The 18,658-nt window shown below is 36.2% G+C and carries 10 protein-coding genes; 5 read left to right on the top strand and 5 right to left on the bottom strand.

What is annotated here, in order from left to right; genetic code table 11:
• Positions 1-161 precede the first annotated feature (161 nt).
• Both FVQ77_07725 and FVQ77_07720 read right to left on the bottom strand, forming a co-directional pair.
• On the bottom strand, positions 162-713 hold the full coding sequence (locus FVQ77_07725) for a Uma2 family endonuclease (GenBank protein MBW8050214.1): 552 nt from the start codon (positions 711-713) through the stop codon (positions 162-164).
• A 128-nt stretch (positions 714-841) separates the two neighbouring features.
• Positions 842-2,152, bottom strand: coding sequence for a T9SS type A sorting domain-containing protein (locus FVQ77_07720; GenBank protein ID MBW8050213.1), 1,311 nt, complete (start codon positions 2,150-2,152; stop codon positions 842-844).
• A gap of 276 nt (positions 2,153-2,428) precedes the next feature.
• Here FVQ77_07720 and FVQ77_07715 point away from each other — a divergent pair, with 276 nt between their 5' ends.
• Positions 2,429-3,085, top strand: a complete 657-nt coding sequence (locus tag FVQ77_07715) for a response regulator transcription factor (protein ID MBW8050212.1) — start codon at positions 2,429-2,431, stop codon at positions 3,083-3,085.
• A 382-nt stretch (positions 3,086-3,467) separates the two neighbouring features.
• Here FVQ77_07715 and FVQ77_07710 read toward each other — a convergent pair whose 3' ends face one another.
• On the bottom strand, positions 3,468-4,181 hold the full coding sequence (locus tag FVQ77_07710; protein MBW8050211.1) for a DUF3575 domain-containing protein: 714 nt from the start codon (positions 4,179-4,181) through the stop codon (positions 3,468-3,470).
• 101 nt (positions 4,182-4,282) lie between these two features.
• Positions 4,283-5,560, bottom strand: a complete 1,278-nt coding sequence (locus FVQ77_07705) for a hypothetical protein (protein MBW8050210.1) — start codon at positions 5,558-5,560, stop codon at positions 4,283-4,285.
• 935 nt (positions 5,561-6,495) lie between these two features.
• Here FVQ77_07705 and FVQ77_07700 point away from each other — a divergent pair.
• From FVQ77_07700 to FVQ77_07685, 4 genes are all read left to right on the top strand, one after another.
• The gene (locus FVQ77_07700) at positions 6,496-8,952 is read left to right on the top strand and encodes a TonB-dependent receptor (protein MBW8050209.1); all 2,457 of its coding nucleotides are present in this window, start codon (positions 6,496-6,498) and stop codon (positions 8,950-8,952) included.
• 106 nt (positions 8,953-9,058) lie between these two features.
• Positions 9,059-9,874 carry a high-affinity iron transporter gene (locus tag FVQ77_07695; GenBank protein ID MBW8050208.1) on the top strand — a complete coding sequence of 272 codons (816 nt, stop codon included), beginning with the start codon at positions 9,059-9,061 and terminating at the stop codon, positions 9,872-9,874.
• Between the two features lie 148 nt (positions 9,875-10,022).
• On the top strand, positions 10,023-15,380 hold the full coding sequence (locus tag FVQ77_07690) for a PKD domain-containing protein (protein MBW8050207.1): 5,358 nt from the start codon (positions 10,023-10,025) through the stop codon (positions 15,378-15,380).
• Between the two features lie 69 nt (positions 15,381-15,449).
• A complete protein-coding gene (locus tag FVQ77_07685; protein ID MBW8050206.1) occupies positions 15,450-17,192 on the top strand; it encodes a T9SS type A sorting domain-containing protein in 1,743 nt (580 codons plus the stop codon).
• Positions 17,193-17,343: 151 nt separating this feature from the next.
• On the opposite strand, the gene FVQ77_07680 is transcribed toward FVQ77_07685, so the two are convergent.
• On the bottom strand, positions 17,344-18,658 hold a 1,315-nt coding region (locus FVQ77_07680), incomplete at its 5' end, for a PKD domain-containing protein (protein MBW8050205.1).

The raw sequence follows: 18,658 nt of genomic DNA, 5'->3' as shown, positions 1-18,658 counted from the left end.
TTAAAGCTATTTTTTCACTACAAGAATAATAAACAAACAATTTTTACAATTTAATTAGTGGGCATCTCTAAAAACTACATATTTTTTAAAACACACCCCTTGCCCCTCTTGATAGAGGGAATGTATGGTGTAGTTTTTAGAGATGCCCTGTTGCTGTTTTTTCAAAATATCTCTTTTAACATTACCCGAAACCCTTTCAGTAATGGCGACTCAAGTGTATCCTGAAGGGTATATCTTTTAAAAAGATTATAGGATTTGCCTTCAGGCAGATAAATTTCAATCCTCTTTTCATCCGGGATCACTATCCAATATTCCTTCACGCCAAATTTCTCATAAAGACTCTTTTTCACTACAAGATCATTGTAAGCGCTGCTTTTTGAAACAATCTCTATGGTAATATCCGGGGCTCCCTGCACATTCTTTTCGCCAATGATATTTGATCTTTCTTTTGCTATGAAAAGAATATCCGGCTGAAGTACATTCTCATCATCAAAATATACATCATAGGGTGCATCGAAGACCTCACCAAGATTGTTTTTTATTACGAATTTTCGTAGTTCAAATTTAATATTAGCTGAAATTCTTTGATGTATCGTAGCTGGCGCTGGCGGCATAATTAATTCTCCATTGATAAGCTCATACCTTTCATCATCTGGTGTTTTTAGATAATCATTATAGGTATGTTTTTTCTTTTCTTCAACTAGAGTGGCCATAATAAAAAGAGATTTTGGGCATCTCTAAAAACTACATATTTTTTAAAACACACCCCTTGCCCCTCTTGATAGAGGGGAATATATGGTGTAGTTTTTAGAGATGCCCTTTTTTTATTTCGCATTCTTTCCTAATCTAATTCAACCAATTTAATCGTTTGTTCGTTCTCTCCAATCGTTACTTTTAAGAAATAAATGCCCGGTTGATTTGCACTGAATTGAATGTTGTGATCTCCGCCTGGCAACTGAGCATCTACCAGGGTAGAGATTCTTACACCCAATATATTATATATTTCAATGAGCGTTTTTGTAGCACTTTCAAGATGGTAGCTTATTACAGTTTCATTGTAATAAGGATTTGGATATACGCTGAAACCCTCAACATTGTGAATATTAGCAATACCGCTTAACAATACGGTGTATGGATCAGAAAATGCTGTTCCGCAATTGTTGGTCAAAGCAACTGAATAATCACCGGATTCGGTTGGTGTATAGGTCTGTTGAGTGGCTCCGTTAATAAGAACGCTATTGAAATACCAACTAATCTGACCTTGTACACTTGAAACCAATGTGCCCCCTGCCTGCGTAATTAAAGGTACTTCAGGTAGAGGATCAACCGAAATACTGATAATGGAAGAGAAATCTCCGCAGGCGCAATCTGTGATCTTTACTGAATAATCGCCTGCTGTTGATGCTGAATAAGTAGGATCACTGGCTCCTGCTATTGCAGTACCATTCAAATACCATTGGACTGTACCTGAATAATCAGTAGTAAGTATCACAGATTGACCGTCACAGATAGAAGTTGAGCCGCTTGCTGAGATACCCGGTATGACAGGGCTGACACATAATGGAAAGTCAGGTGCGGGGTCTATGAAATTAGCAAAGGATTTGATATTACCGGCAGCAAACTGGTTCAATGCAACAGGCCTTTTGATCCATTTCGCAGTATTGGTACCACAACCATTGGTAATTGGAATCAAAATCCTGGCAATCCTGGTTCTGACAGCAGTAACCATTTGACCGGTTCCCGATCCCAGGGTATTTCTTGAAACAGTCAAATTAATAAAATTTCCTGCTCCTCCCAATCCTGTTCCAAGATAAGAGACGGGATCAAAATCCATGTCCCAGGGGCCATCAAGCGCATTAACTTTTGTTTTATTAACCAGATCAAGATTTTGAGAGGAAAGCTCCACAGCAAAATCAGACGATCCAAGAGCAAAATCATTGCCGCTTGTCTTCTGGATATAAAAGTCAATGACAAGGTTATTGCCTTGAATAACCTGGTCTATTTCAAGGTTAAAATTACTTTGGCTGTGTGCATTATAACTAAAGATAATGGCAAAAGCCAACATCAAGGATCCGTTCCCCAGACTGCGAAGAACCGCATCCCGGGTACCCGGGATGATCCTTTTAACGAAAGAGATAGTTGTTGTTTTCATGATTTTTAAAGATTAAAGTTTTTTTAACCGTAATACTTTTTACGTAATAAACCATACTGTAATCTTGTTGCAGATATAGCTATTATTTTAATTAATTCCCAATTATAAATAAATGTAAACAAAAAACCAAATAATTATTATTATTTTTTCTACGAATAATACAAATAAAAGTTGGCAATTTAAATAATCGTTTAAAAAAATTTAACTTTTTTTGTGTCAAATTACAAAATCTATCCTATATTTGCACTGTAAAAACGGAACGTACTCGCCAAAAAAATGCCAATCAACATCCTCATCGCTGACCCGCATTATTTGATCCGTGAAGGATTAAAATTCATATTTTCAAAAAATAAAGACCTGGCCATGACAGGCGAAGTTGAAAACAGGGAAGAATTGATTGCAGAAATACAAAAGCTCCGTCCTGATGTTGTCATCATTGACTGTAATATTGCCGGTTTTATCTCCCGTAATGACCTGCCCCTTATCAAAAAATTATCACCACAAACCAACCTGATGGTTATTACTACCAATCAAAACAAAGAAATTGTGCTTCAAACGCTTGAGTTAGGTGTGAATAGTTATATTTTGAAAGAATGTCCTAAAGAGGAGATCATTGATGGGGTATATGCTGCCGCTAAAGGTGAAAAATTTTTATGTAAAAAAGTGCTGCATACTATATTAGATAAAGAACCTGACAATTGCGATGGTGTAAAGCTTTCAGATCGCGAAAAAGAGATCATCAGACTCATTTCGGAAGGGCTTACGAACAACCAGATAGCTGATAAACTCTTTTTAAGCGCTCATACCATAGCTACCCACAGGAAGAACATAATGAGTAAGTTAAGCATTAATAAAACAGCAGGTCTTGTTGTTTACGCAGTTAAAGAAAATATCATCTCTCCCAATAAGTATCTTTTTTCTATACCTAATTGAATCTAGTACTTAGTTGCATAAATAACTATGATTTAAACATGAAGTTGTGCTCAATATTGCAAATTTTTTTAGCAGTTAAAAACGGTGGAATTACAAGAAGAATAAAAGGTTGACCATTTACTACTTTGTTAAAACTTCTTTACTTCATTCACACTGACGAATTTATCGGAAGAAAAATGTTTTGTTTTTTTGCCAGCGCGCATTGCAACACATTTCAATTTTTCGCTCAATGCCTACGATCAATACCCTAAAAAATTGAAAAGAGTTGCAATCCCTGCGCTCAAAAGAAAAGAAATAATTAGCGGTCTGAAACTTTCGTAGCGGGTGAAAATTTCGTAGCTCTTTGACACGTAAAAAAAATAAAATAATTTGAACATGAATTTTAAGGCGTTTTATGGTTAGACAGGTTAAACAAATACCCAACCTTAAAGCCCAAACTTACATTAGGAATAAATCTATCACCTTCTGTATCATCCTGACAAGACCAGCAATCAGCGTGTTGAAACAAATAACCTGTTTGCGGAAAGAAAAGGTGTTTAGTATTAATATATCGTAATCCGAGACCGCCATAGAAATCCAATACAATATTTGATTTGAAAATTTTTTGATAACCAATTTTAAAAGTTGCCGCTAACACAATTTTCTTTATTTCAATCGTATCAATATAACTACTACTATAAGGATATAAAGTATCCTTTGAAAAACGCCTGGCGTAATCATATTTCACATTTATAAATAAGATTTCAGGGGTCAGGTATATCCCTTGAAAATTTTGTTTTTTATAAAATCTCACTTCAGAACGAATTCTATAACCTTGATTGTTATTTTCTCTTATAGATAAAAAATTTGACATATAACCAAGTTCTAACTGGTAACTTGTTTTATCTTTCAAAGATAATTCACCTGCAAATTGAATTGTAGTATATATAAAGTCAACTAATGATAAAGGAGCGAATTTTAAAATAAAAACTGAACTCTTTTTAGCAATCGTATCATTTTGTGCATAGGATATATTTGAAAAAAAAACAATTATAAACCCAAATACACAAATAATGTATTTAATGTAATGATTTATAGATAATGTTGAATTAGCCATATTATAAAAGTTATCACTCCTATTATCAATACAATGGCAATAATCTTGCAGGGAATACAATCCTTTTTTTTATTTTCATTCATAATCTAAAATCCTTAAAACTATATACAAGTTATTTTTTTAATAACCCAGGTGAAAACTTTGCAAACTGTTACTATAACTGTCACCCAAACAACACATACAAGATTAGCCACCCAATACCATGCTACACATACAAGATTAGTTACCCAATACCATGCTACACATATAAGGTTAGTTACCCAGTACCAAGCTACACATACAAGATTAGTTACCCAATACCATGCTATACATACAAGGTTAGTTACCCAATACCATGTTATGCATACAAGGTTAGTTACCCAATACCATGCAACACAAATCCAAGTAAATAATTGACAAGCCCAAGAACAAGGCCACCAAGTGCAACAATTTTTTGCCCAATTGGAACAGGCGCTGTATCCTTGGTCTTGGTATTGTGAACAGGCATTATATCCTTGGTCTTGGTATTGTGAACAGGCATTATATCCTTGGTCTTGATATTGTGAACAGGCATTATATCCTTGGTCTTGATATTGTGAACAGGCATTATATCCTTGGTCCTGATATTCAGCACAAGCATTATAGCCCTCATCTCTGTATTCCTTGCATTTTTGAATAGTAGTAGTTGCCCATTCTGTACATTTTTTCTCTAATTCAACCACCCACTTACAAATTGCTTGAAGAACCCCGGCAATAAGATTTATTAGCCACTCAATAGCACACACAATACCTGTTATAATCCACAGTAATCCATCTACTATTAAGAAAATAGATTCTAATAAAGGTTTAATGATAGCAATAAGCAGGGTAAGTATAAATCCTAATATAAAGGGGAAAAAACCGCAATTATAGCTAAAGCCACTTGTAGTTACGATTAATTTATCTCCACAATTCTTCAATAGTTCTTCCAATGCCAATTCATTAAACGTAGGTGGTTCAGTATCACATTCACATATATTACCAGATTGTAATTCATTGCAGCATTGCCTAAATATTTTTTCATATTCTTCTGCAGCGATTTCCATAGGATGATTATTGTAACCATTTTTAATCCAACAAGCTAAATAATCAATCATAAAAAGCCTGAAAAATCCTATTCCAAAACCATTTATAATATTGCGAAATTGAAGTACGTGAAATGCTTCGTGAACTATGGTAGATAAACCATTACAATCGCAAGGATTAAAATTTTTAAAGTAGATATTAATTCGGACAAAATTATATGTGCCAGGTAAAGTAATTGCAGAAGTAGCAGGAGCAAATATTTTAACAAACCAAGGCAGTCCGTCATAAAAATTCACCTTACTCCAATCTATTTTGGGATACAGAGCTTCAAGCAATTTTATAACACATTCTGGCGGTTCAATCTTTTTAGGAAAAATCCAATTGTAAAAGCCAGATGAAATACTGATTAATTTTTTACAAACCTTGCCCATATTAACTAAAATTTTCGTAATTACTTATATGCTGTTATGTAATGAATATCTTTGAATATCTTTGCAAATATATAGTTAATTCAATTCATAACCAAAATGTAACAAAGGTGAACGTAAAGACATTACACAAGAAGCCGTAACAGAATTTAACGGAATTTACAATGAGGTAATCAGTATAGCTCGCATATCAGCCAAATTCTTCAAAAATGACCCGGCAACAAAAGACCAGTTCTCATACTCAAAAGTCCTGAGAAACCTCAACAGACCAAGACCTATAGAACCCCCTATACCACCAATACCCACCCCATAATACACGGTAGAAAGTTTAGTCAGGTACTCCGAAACATTAATCAGATACTCCGAAACTTTAGTTGGACACTCCTAAACTCTACTTGGATACTCATATAAGCATAAAACCTATGGATTTATTCAATAAAATGTATCCGTAAGAATATAATAATCCCACGCAGCAGCCACTCAACATCATGCATCAAATTATCAGTTACTGGATGCTGGTTACTGGGTGCTGGTTGACCCTATTATTATTAATTTTTGCAACATATTGTCTTAATGCAGCTCTTTATTCACAATAGGACGTACTTTTCCTCTTTTTAATTTAGATTTTTAGGTATTATAGTAAAAACATAACTTCGTAAGTTGATTAAAAAGTCGGCAGTCCATCCCGAGTACTCGGGACCGACTGCCAACTGCCAACTGCCAACTGCCAACTTAATGTTGTCTTATATCAAAATACCCTTTTTATGGTATGTAAAATTACCTTTTTAAAGGTATTGATTTTAATTTAAAAACATAGTTAATTTGTAAATTATTTAGAATTAATGAAAATAAAACTAATTACAATTACAATCGCACTGTTTAGTTGTATAAGTTTATACGCACAAACAGCAAATATAGAAGGAAGAATAATCCAAAATGATGGGGCAACCTCACTTTTAAATGTTTCCGTCTACCTTGAAAACACAAAATTTGGAGCAACCACCAATGGTAGTGGTAATTATCTGATCAAAAATGTTCCTGTAGGAAATTACACCTTAGTTGTATCTAATGTAGGTTACATTACGTTAAAAAAATCTATTATAGTTCAGCCAGGCGAAACCTTGAAAGTATATCTCAGGATGGTGGAAAATGTAATGGACTTGCCCCAGGTTGTTATTCAAAGTGTAACATTGACAGGCGGCAGCTCAGGTGTAAAGAACATTCCCGGTTCTGCTCATTATATTTCACCGAAAGAAATACAAAAATTCAGTTATACCGATATTAACAGGACACTGCGCGCTGTACCTGGCATCAATATTCAGGAAGAAGATGGCTTTGGGTTAAGGCCTAATATAGGTTTGCGGGGAACTGGTGTTGAGCGAAGTTCAAAGATCACGATCATGGAAGATGGGGTATTGATGGCTCCGGCACCTTATGCAGCGCCTGCTGCCTATTATTTTCCCACAATAGGGAGGATGCAGGCGGTGGAAATACTTAAAGGGAGCAGTCAAATAAAATATGGCCCTTACACCACAGGGGGTGCAATTAATTTAATCTCTACCCAGATCCCAAATCAGTTTTCAGGAAGAATATCTTTATTAGCAGGAAGTTTTGGTAGTAAAAACCTTCATGCTTTTGTTGGTAATTCACACAAAAACATAGCATATCTGGTTGAAACTTTTCAATACAAGGCAGATGGGTTTAAGCAGTTAGATGGTGGCGGAAATACAGGTTTTGATAAAAAAGATTATTTAGCAAAACTCCGGATAAATACAAATACCACCGCTAAAATATATCAATCATTAACGTTCAAAATTGGTCAAACTACTGAAACATCCAACGAAACCTATCTCGGTTTAACTGAAGATGATTTTAATGCTAACCCACTTCGCAGGTATTCAGCTTCACAAAAAGATCAAATGAACACCGAACAATCACAATTTTCGGTTAGACATGTGGCTCAATTTTCAAAATTCTTTAATGTTACAACGACTGTTTACCGTTCAGATTTTAAAAGAAATTGGTATAAGCTCGATAAAATACTCCCTGATACAGGTGTTTCCAAAATAAAGATCAGTGAGTTATTAGATGAACCCGATAGCAATCAATTGGCACTTAATATCATTACAGGAGCAACAAGCCCCAATGATGATGCATTACACGTTAAAGCCAACAACAGATCATATTATGCTCAAGGAGTTCAAACCATTTTTGCTTTTAACTTTAAAACAAAAAATATCAGTCATGAAATAGATTTGGGATTTCGTTTTCATCAAGACCAGATTGACCGTTTTCAATGGATAGATAAATACAAGATGGATAACGGAGTGATGGAATTAACTTCAAAAGGTACGCCTGGAACTGAAAGTAACCGTATAGAAACTGCTAATGCCTTTGCCGGTTATGTTCAATATCAATTAAAATACGGTAATTTAACTGCAATTCCCGGGCTGCGATACGAAAACATTCAATTAGAAAGACAAGATTATAAAAAGAGTGACCCTGAAAGAACAGGTTCGGATTTGTCTGAAAGAAGTAACCAGGTAGGCGTTTTTATACCTGGTATAGGAATTGGTTATAAATTCAATAAATACCTCAGCTCCTTTGCAGGAGCTCATAAAGGTAACTCACCACCTGGATCTAAAGAAGGAACATTGCCTGAAAAAAGCATTAATTATGAATTGGGAATAAGGTACGGTAAAAAATCTTTAACAGGTGAGGCAATAGTATTCTTTAACGATTACAGCAATTTATTAGGCACCGATTTAGAAGCCAATGGTGGAAGTGGAACAGGTGATCAGTTTAATGGTGGCGCAGTACGATCTCAGGGACTTGAATTGCAACTTACTTACGATCTGCTATCATCAAAAACATCAATATTCAGCATTCCGGTTTCTTTAGTTTACACTTATACTGATGCCACGTTTCAAAATAATTTTGATAGTGATTTCAGCCCCTGGGGTGAGGTTAAGGCAGGAGATAAACTCCCCTATTTAGCAAATAACCAATTCACATTTTTAATTAGTTTAGACCACAGGAAATTCAGCTTAAACCTGAGCGGAAAATATGTAGATGAAATGAGAACAAAAGCCGGACAGGGAGACATATTAAACAATGAAAAAACCGATGCACAGTTTGTTTTAGACTTTAGTGCTGATTACGCCATAAGTAAAAATGCAGCGCTTTTTGCTAATGCTACTAACTTAACAAATCAAGTATATGTAATTGCAAGAAGACCTGCAGGCTTAAGACCGGGGATGCCAAGAGCATTTAATATGGGTGTAAAAGCAAATTTTTAATTATGAATGTAGAATGTAGAATTTATACACCCAGGCAAATTCTACATTCTACATTCATAATTCTAAATTCTACATTTTTTCACCAAACTCTACTTAGTAATTCATAATGCAAGAGTTCATCATAACATTCAGAGAAACCTTTGAAGCTGCCTTAATAGTAGGTATAATATTAAGCTATCTTCGCAGAACCAATCAAACAAAGTATTATAGTGCAGTGTTTTTAGGCATCGCTGCAGCAGTAGCTGCAAGCATAGCTACTGCTTTACTGTTCACAACCATAGCGGGTGGATTTACAGGTAGAGCAGAAGCAATCTTTGAAGGTGTAGCCATGTTGATCACGGTGGTTTTTTTAACTTTTATGATATTATGGTGTATAAAGCATAAACATAAAGTATCGGCAATAGAGAATAAAATATCTGCTAACATTGTTAAAGGATATAAATGGGGAATATTTACCTTAATTTTTATTGCTGTGCTGAGAGAAGGGATGGAAACGGTGGTTTTTTTAAGAGGAATTATTGTAGCTTATGAAGTGAAAGTTTTATGGTTCTCCATCCTGGGTGTTTTGGCAGCAATTTTATTGGGATATGCCATGTTTCAGAGAATGGTTAAACTCAACTTAAAAGTTTTTTTCAACGTTACCAGCACGCTTTTAATATTTTTTGCAGCAGGCCTTGCAGCGCATGGCATACACGAACTTCAGGAAGCCGGGCTTGTGACCACATTTGTAGAGCATGTATGGGATATTAACCCTGTTAGTATTACCCATCCTTTACATGAAAAAGCAACCCTGGGAAGTTTTCTGGTAAGTTTATTTGGTTATAACGGTAATCCCTCAATGATTGAAGCGCTGAGCTATTTTGCCTACCTTATCACTGCTTTTATGTGGTGGAAAAGAATTGAACAAGGGAAGAAAATTTGAAAATGTGTTAATAAAAGAGAAAAATTTCCGCTAAAATTTCAGTAAAAAATTATAATAAAAAAAGGAAAATTTGTGAGGATCAATAATTATTTATTACCTTTGTGATCTTCTTTTGTTACAATCTGTGATCAAAACCCTTATTAATGTCATGAATACTAAATGTTTATACCTGTTTATAATTTTAGGTTTATTTTTACCTAAAATTTTATTCGCTCAAAACCAAATACCATGTTTTACTGATGAGATCTTACAGCAGCAACTACAAAATGATCCTTTTCTTCAGGATCAAATTAATTTGCAGGAACAAATCCTGCAGAATTTTATAGAAAAATGTGATTCATTAAATAACAATTGTACTGAATTTATCATACCGGTAGTAGTACACGTTGTTCATGACCCGGCAGATTCAATTCCCACAGACAGCACTACTAATATTACAGATGCACAAATAGAATCACAAATTGATGCATTAAATGCTGCTTTTAGCAATGCCTCTGGCGCTCCTTCACCTGCTGATAGCATGCATATAAAATTTTGTTTCGCCACTATTAAACCTGACGGAGATACTACCTGGCCCGGGAGACCAGGCATTACAAGGACTGGAGATACCCTGACTGAACATTTAATGTCAGACGAGGCCCAGCTTGCTGCACTAGGATATCCATCAACAGACTATTTTAATATATATGTAGTTAGCTCTATTAATCAGGGTGATGTATTGGGTTACGCTTATTTAATTCCCTTATCATCAGTGCTTGATGGGGTGGTAATTGTTTATGATGTTTTTGGCGATAATACTATTCCCGGCAATAATTTTTTACTAAAGCCTGGTTTTGAGCCGGGAAAGGTGCTTGCACATGAAACAGGTCATTATTTGTATTTATACCATACCTTTGAACTTGGTTGTTCCCCCGATACCAGCGCTATTGATTCAACAAACTGTAATGTAACAGGCGATAGGGTTTGTGATACGCCTCCTATAAAGAATGCAACAAATGGTTGTTTACCTGATAATACTTGTCTCAATGATGTTCCCGACCTGCCTGACCAAATAGAAAATCACATGGACTACACTGCTGATGTTTGTAAAACTACTTTTACAGTAGGACAAAGAGACAGAATGCACGCTGTGCTTTCAACAAGCAGATCTCACCTTGTATCATTCGATAATTTAATAAAAACCGGTGCTGAGTGTCTGCCATTAGGTCTTTTTGCAAATATTTTTATTGTGGGTAACAGTACTCAGATCTGCATGGGTAATTCCATTACATTTTTTCCTGCTCCATTTAATACTGCTGTAAATTTTGAATGGACATTTCCCGGGGGCAATCCCGGCAGCGCTGTTGGTTCTGGCTCTCACACTGTAACATACGATACAATAGGAGCCTGGGGAGTTACGCTTACTGTAACCGATTCAAATGGTACAAGTGTTACCAATTTTCAGCCGGATTTTATTTTTGTTGATTCCTGTAATCCAATAGCAAGCACGCAGGGCATTTGGTACTTTGGAAATTTTGCAGGAGTTGGTTTTAGTTCGGGTTTAGCACAGTCTATAGGAGGTAATTCTAATCCCATGGTTTCTAAAGAAAGTGTTGCAGCTATCAGCGATTCAAGCGGCAATTTACTTTTTTATACCAATGGGAGGGATTTGTATGATAACACCCATAACATAATGCCTGGCGGTACTTTAAATGGCAGCAATAATGTACAAATTTCAGCATCGCAAACACTTATTGCCCCGAATCCTGGTAATGCTGACCAGTATTATATATTCACGGTTTCAGATGCTCAGGCTGTTAGCCCCGTAATCGTAATTCATGATTTAAGCTATTCTATTGTGGATTTGACGCTGCCAGGAAACGGCACGATTGCTAATCCATTAGGAGAAATAGACACCTTAAATGTTTCTGCCGGTCTTAAAACGACTGAGCATCTTGCAGCCATCCCGCATTGTAATGGTACAGACTATTGGATAATTGCACATGGCGCTGATTCTTCTGTGCTGGATCAATTATTAGCATATCAACTAACTGCAGCAGGGTTACAGCCCCCTGTTTTAAGCAATTCATTTAACGTAGCTGCAAATCCCAATGGGCTTTTTGATTATACGGGCCAGATCGATGTGGCGCCCAACGGCAGAAAAGCAGCAATTACAGATGCTGCAACCCGTTTATGTTATATTTACGATTTTGACAGAACTACCGGTTTGTTTACACTTCTTACAACTTTGAATGAAGGCCGGTATGGAGTCAGCTTTAGCCCTAATTCACAATTACTATATTTAGTTGAAGGTTTTGATATTCTTCAATTTGATTTAACGGATATAAATTATCCGGGCAATTTTGCCGGTAAAAGTTCTCATCCTTTTAATTCATTACAATTGGGGCCTGACGGTAAAATCTATATTACCAGACAATCCGAAGCCTGGCTTTCAGTTATTAATTATCCAAATGAGTTGAATGACCTTTCTGATCCCAATGCTTGCGGGTTTAACTACGATGGAGCAGCGCTCCAGTTTAAACAAAGAGCACGCCTCAGCTTACCAAATATGATTGATGCCATACCTGGTACACCTTTAGCTAATTTTGACTTTAACATTACTAATTGCTTTCAGGTTGATTTTCATAATTTAAGCTGCGGAACTTCATTTTTATGGAATTTTGATGATGGTAATATCGATACCGTGCAGCATCCTACACACATATACGCAGATACCGGCTCGTATAATGTTACATTTACTGTAACAAATGACCTTGGACAAACCGCTATCACTAAAACGGTTGAAATAAAAATACCTGCTCAACCTCACATAGCCGGGCCTGTAAATGCCTGTAAAGGAACACTTGCTATTTACTCAACGAATGATTTAGGTTTGAACTATGATTGGACAGTAATAGGGGGTATTCCTGTAGACACGACAAGTCCTACAAGTATTGATATTGTTTGGGATACAGTTGGGAGTGTAATCCTTACTGTTACAGATCCATTTACAGGGTGTACAAACACTGATACCTTGTCAGTAACATTCGTTTCACTACCGGTAGATGCAGGAACCGATACAATTATTTGTTTTGGTGACAGTATTGTAATAGGGCCGCAAATTGTTGATACTAATTTGTCATATAGCTGGCTGCCAACAACCGCATTAAATGACCCAAATATACCAAATCCAACTGCTTCACCAATTGACACAACTGAGTACATTTTATTAGTAACTGACACGAACGGTTGTATTGGAGCTGATAGTGTAATAATAAATGTAAGGGGTGAATTCTCGTTTGATATGATTGCCTTTGTATATCCAAACGGATATAATATAAGTTGTAACGGAGTTTCAGATGGATCAATAATTGGTATTGATACCCTTGGTGGAACACCACCAATTGATTTAGTCGAGTTTAACAATATCCCACCTCCTGTAGCTCCGATCAATTTAAGTGCAGGGATCTATACAGCAATTATTTCTGATTCGAACGGTTGTATTGCAATTGATTCTATAACCCTAACAGAGCCGCCAAGTCAGATCACAGCAAGCGGTCCAACCTTCTTTTGCGAAGGTGATTCAGTTGTATTAACTTCTAATTCACCTGCAAACAATCAATGGTATTTGAATGGAAATATTCTTGTGGGAGACACCAATCAAATCCTGATCGTTGATTCTTCAGGTTTCTATACTGTAATATCGACAATTCCTGATGCTTGTGGGATCACAATTGAGGTAGTTGTATGTGATACCATTTCACCTGATCTGTGTGTAGATATTATTGGATCACAATTGGTGGGAAACTTTGCTTGTGAGAATCCGGAGGACACGCTATGTGTTTTTTGTGGTCCAATCCAATATGAGGTTACTTATCAAAATTTTGGAACAACGATGACGACACCGTGTACCCTTACTGTTACCTTACCTTCTCAGGTTAGCTATATTTCAACAAACCCGCCTGTGCCACCGCCTGATACAGTAATTATCGGACCGCCCACACAGCTTATATGGACTTCTTTATGTGATACTTCATTTGATCAAAATATACCTGGTAATAATCTCACTATAATAACAGAGATATCTTCGCAAATACCATCTTGTATTATCGTACCAGATACATTAACTGCATCAGCAGAATTCACACCATTGGATGGAGGTTGTGATAATTTCCACCAGGATACGCTGATCTATAACGGCCCTATAGATCCCAATGATAAAATGTTGGTAAGTCCTCAGGGTGTAGGTGTTTGTCACACTATACTTAAAACCGATGCACTCATATACCAGATCAATTTTCAGAATGTAGGCACTGCTCCTGCACATAATGTGGTTATTCTTGACACTTTAGACCCGGCAAAATTAGATGTTTTTACTCTTTCGCTGCTTCATACCAGCCATCCCGCTGCTTTTACCCTTACACCCCAGGGAATTTTAACCTTTATTTTCAATAATATCAACCTGCCTGACAGCGCTACGGATTTAGCAGGAAGTGCCGGCTTTGTGAAATTTAGTATTCAACCCGTTTCAAACATTGCACCGGGTACTGTTATTGATAATACAGCAGCCATCTATTTTGATTCCAATGACCCCGTCATTACCAATACCGTAATGAATACAATTTTAGGTGAACCGCTTCAAATAACGGTGAGTGGTCAAACGACTTTCTGTGAACCAGATAGTGTTACCCTTACCTCCAGCCCTGCAAATAGCTATTTATGGTCAACCGGTGATACGACACAATCCATTATAGTTAATACTTCCGGCACTTTTAGCGTAGTGGATGCAAGCGGATGCCTGGCTAATTCCGAAGCGGTTACTATTATAGTTATTGTTGCACCAATGGTTAATGCCGGTGATGACCAAACCGTATATATTGGCTATACGCCTCAGGAATGTGCCATTCTTTCTGCTGTAGCTTCTGGTGGTGATCCTCCTTACAGCTATTTATGGAGCAATGGAGAGACGACACAAGACATTACTGTTTGTCCTACTATAACTACTACCTATACCATAGCAGTATCGGACACAACAGGATGTTCTTCTTCAGATGATGTAACCGTAAATGTAGTTGATGTTCGTTGCGGCAACACCCAGAATAAAGTACTTATATGTCATCTTCCTCCAGGCAATCCTGATAATTCACAAACGTTATGTATCAGTCCAAATGCAGTTCCTGCTCATCTCAAACATCATGACGATTATTTTGGGCCCTGTGTTGATTCTTCCTTGATTGATAGCTCAAACTTTCAAGTTCAATCTTCAGCAGAATTATTAAAAATCTATCCCAATCCTTTCAAAAACAGCACAACCATAGAATATTACTTACCACAAGATGTACTAAATGCAGAGATCAATGTGTTCAATATTATTTCGGGCACTAAACTAAAATCGTATGTTCTTAACCAACCTGGTTACGGCAAATTGATCATAAAAGCATCTGATCTTAGTACGGGTATGTATATGTATGAGCTTTATGTGGACAGAGTTCCGATTTCAATTAAGAAGTTCTTTGTTATAAAATAGATCATACACACCTGAAACAAGAAATATTTTATTGGGAGATTTTATTAACTCAACTAAATTGTTTTAACAATGAAAAATTTAATTTATCCTTGTCTGAGGAAGTCGTTTATTTTAATAATAACAATAATTATTAAACAATATATTGCCTGTTCTCAAACCACTTTTCAAAGAATTTTAGATGATACAAGTACTGTTTATGAGAGGGGTAGTTCTGTTATACAAACATATGATTATGGTTATTTAATACTGGCTGATATAACGGGGTTCCAGCCAACAACACTTTTGATAAAGACCAATAATATTGGTAAAGTTGAATGGGCAAAGAAAATGGATAAAGGTATATCAATATGCCATGCCATTGACGGGGGATATATTATCGCAGAATATGGTCTAACAAAAATTGACAGCCTTGGAAATGTACAATGGAGAAAAACATATGGTGGAGGCCTTGCTTCAGTACAGCAGACTTCAGATAGCGGCTATATTGCTGTTGGCAGCGGGGTGTTAATTAAAACCGATTTAAACGGAGATACGATATGGACAAGGCAATATGTAGGTGGATGGGGTATTTCAGTTGATGAAACTTATGATAAAGGATTTATCGTTGCCGGCTCGTCAAGCTTAGGAGCCGGAGATAATGATGTTTTTTTATCCTATTTTGATAGTTCAGGAAATAATATATGGTCTAAAACTTATGGTGAATGGCAGGGTGATATGGGATGGTATGTTGAACAGACTCTTGATAGTGGCTTTATTATTACAGGCAGAACACATATCTCTTCAGGTACTGCAGATAGTGATATTTTTTTAATAAAAACTGACAATAGTGGAAATATTCAATGGGCAAAAACCTATGAAAGGTTTGGTTGTGAATATTGGGGATACGTAGTGCATCAATTAAATGATGGAGGTTACATAGTATTGGGAGATTTGGTCTGTATGGGGACAGGTGATTGGGCTGTTTTGTTGAATATTGATAGTATCGGTAATATTAGGTGGGAAAGATATTATGATGATATTCGGATTGCAGCAAATAATTTCAGTTTAACCTCCGATGGGGGTTACATTATCACGGGTAGGAAAATCATATCACCAGGATATGGTATAGATTTATTAAAAACCGATTCGGCTGGTAATTCAGGCTGCAATGAATCTATTAAAAATTCCGGTGTTTCAAGTGTAAATTTTTTAGTTTCTAGTTGGTCATTTTCTACTACAAGTGGAGCAATTGTAGTAACTGATACAATAAATGTTAACAGTATAGCTATAATTGATAGTATATTATGCATAGTATGCAGCGATACGCCAGTTGCTAATTTCGGTTACGTTGCTCCAATCACTAATTCTACAATACAATTTTATGATTCATCTCAAATTGCAAGCAGTTGGTATTGGAATTTTGGTGATGGCAATAATGATATTATTCAAAATCCAATACATACTTATACAGACACAGGTTTTTATAATGTCTGTTTAACTGTTTATAATGATTGTGGTTCAGATACATTATGTAAAACTATTAGGATTGATAGTGTAGTAACAAATATCCGGGAATATTTATTTCAAAAGGCAATTAAAGTTTATCCCAATCCAAATTCCAGTGAGTTTATTATAGAAATACTTTCCCGGAACAAAGTGAAGATATTACAGATCAGCGTATTAAATATTAACGGTCAGGTAATATATGAAGAAAAACAATTATCACAGCCATATCAGAAAAAAATTAATTTAATAGGCTATGCAAAGGGTATCTATAATTTGCGGATCGTTACAGATTCCTGCGTGATAAATAAGAAATTGGTAATAGAGTAAAAAAAGTATCTTAAATGAGTATAGCGCATAGAGCAGGGCCCAAAAGTACCCGGGGATCAATGTTTTGGCCTTTACGCTATGCACTGCGTAATTTGAAAATTTGATAATTAATTTCCAAATCATCAAATCATCAAATCATCAAATCATCAAATCATCTCATGATCTGCACCCATCCCTGGCAGGTTCGTTCGTTATCTACCTCTATGATGTAGAAATAAGTACCATCAGGTAATCGCCTGCCATTTTTGTTAAATCCATCCCATATTACAGCTTCATTATCGTAATCTTTACCTTTCCAAACCAGGTCTCCCCACCTGTTGTAAATGGTTACTTTATTGGGAATACAGTTAGCAATATTTATTATTACCCACGTATCGTTTATTTCATCAGCATTAGGTGATATACCATGGTATATCGAATCACACTTTAAACCGCAGCCATCAGGAATTATCACGGTATCTATCCTGAAACAACCATTTGCATCAGTAGTTGTTACAATAAAAGTGTCGGGACAAAGGTTTAAGGCAAGAGAATCTGTCCTTATCGTAACTCCGGAAGAATCCCATGCAAACGTATATGGACGGGTACCTCCACCGGGAATAATTTCTGCTATACCGTCACATTCACCCAATGTAGTATGGATCAGTTGTGATATTGTTGTGACAGGATTTGGGTTTACTTTTACCGTTTTTACAAAGGTGGTGTCTATGCAACCGCTATCAGTTGTTGCAACAAGATATACAATATACGTACCAGCACCTTGATAGAGATGTTGTGGATTCGGATTTTGAGCTTTAGAAGAATCCCCATCTCCAAAGCTCCAGATCCAATTTGCTATATTATCACCCGGGGCGTTCGATGTATCTATAAATTGGGTCGGAAAGCCACTGCATACAGTATCTGCACTAAAGGCAGCAAAGGATTTTTGATATACATTTATATTTTTTGGTAATGTGTCTGTACAACCGTTATCGGTTGTTACTATCAACTGCACATTAAAAGTAGTCAAGCTATTATATTGATGTATCGGATCTTTTACCGTATCATTTCCACCATCGCCAAAATTCCAATCCCAGCTAGTTATGCTGCCAGAGCTAACAGTAGAACTATCCTTAAAAGGGGTAGTACCGCCAAAACATACTGTGGATGCACCGAAATTTGCCATTGGTTTTGGATTTACAGTTACCATCCTTGATGTATCATCTACACAACCTTTATTAGTCGTTACAATTAATTGCACTATAAAGGTATCGGAAGTTGCATAGGTATGTGACGGAGACGGATTATTAAGCGTATCGGTGTTTGTATCTCCAAAATTCCAAATCCAGCCAGTAACATTTCCGGAGTTGTCTGTTGAAAGATCAGCAAAGCTCGTTACACTATTTAAACATACCGGAGAAGCGCTAAAATCAGCTATTGGCAAAGAATATACTTCAACAGGTACTAATGGCGAGTTGTCCACACAT

This window comes from Cytophagales bacterium, assembly GCA_019456305.1.
Lineage (GTDB): Bacteria > Bacteroidota > Bacteroidia > Cytophagales > VRUD01 > VRUD01.
The sequence above is the reverse complement of the archived record's forward strand: the minus strand, read 5'-3'. Positions and strand labels throughout refer to the sequence as shown.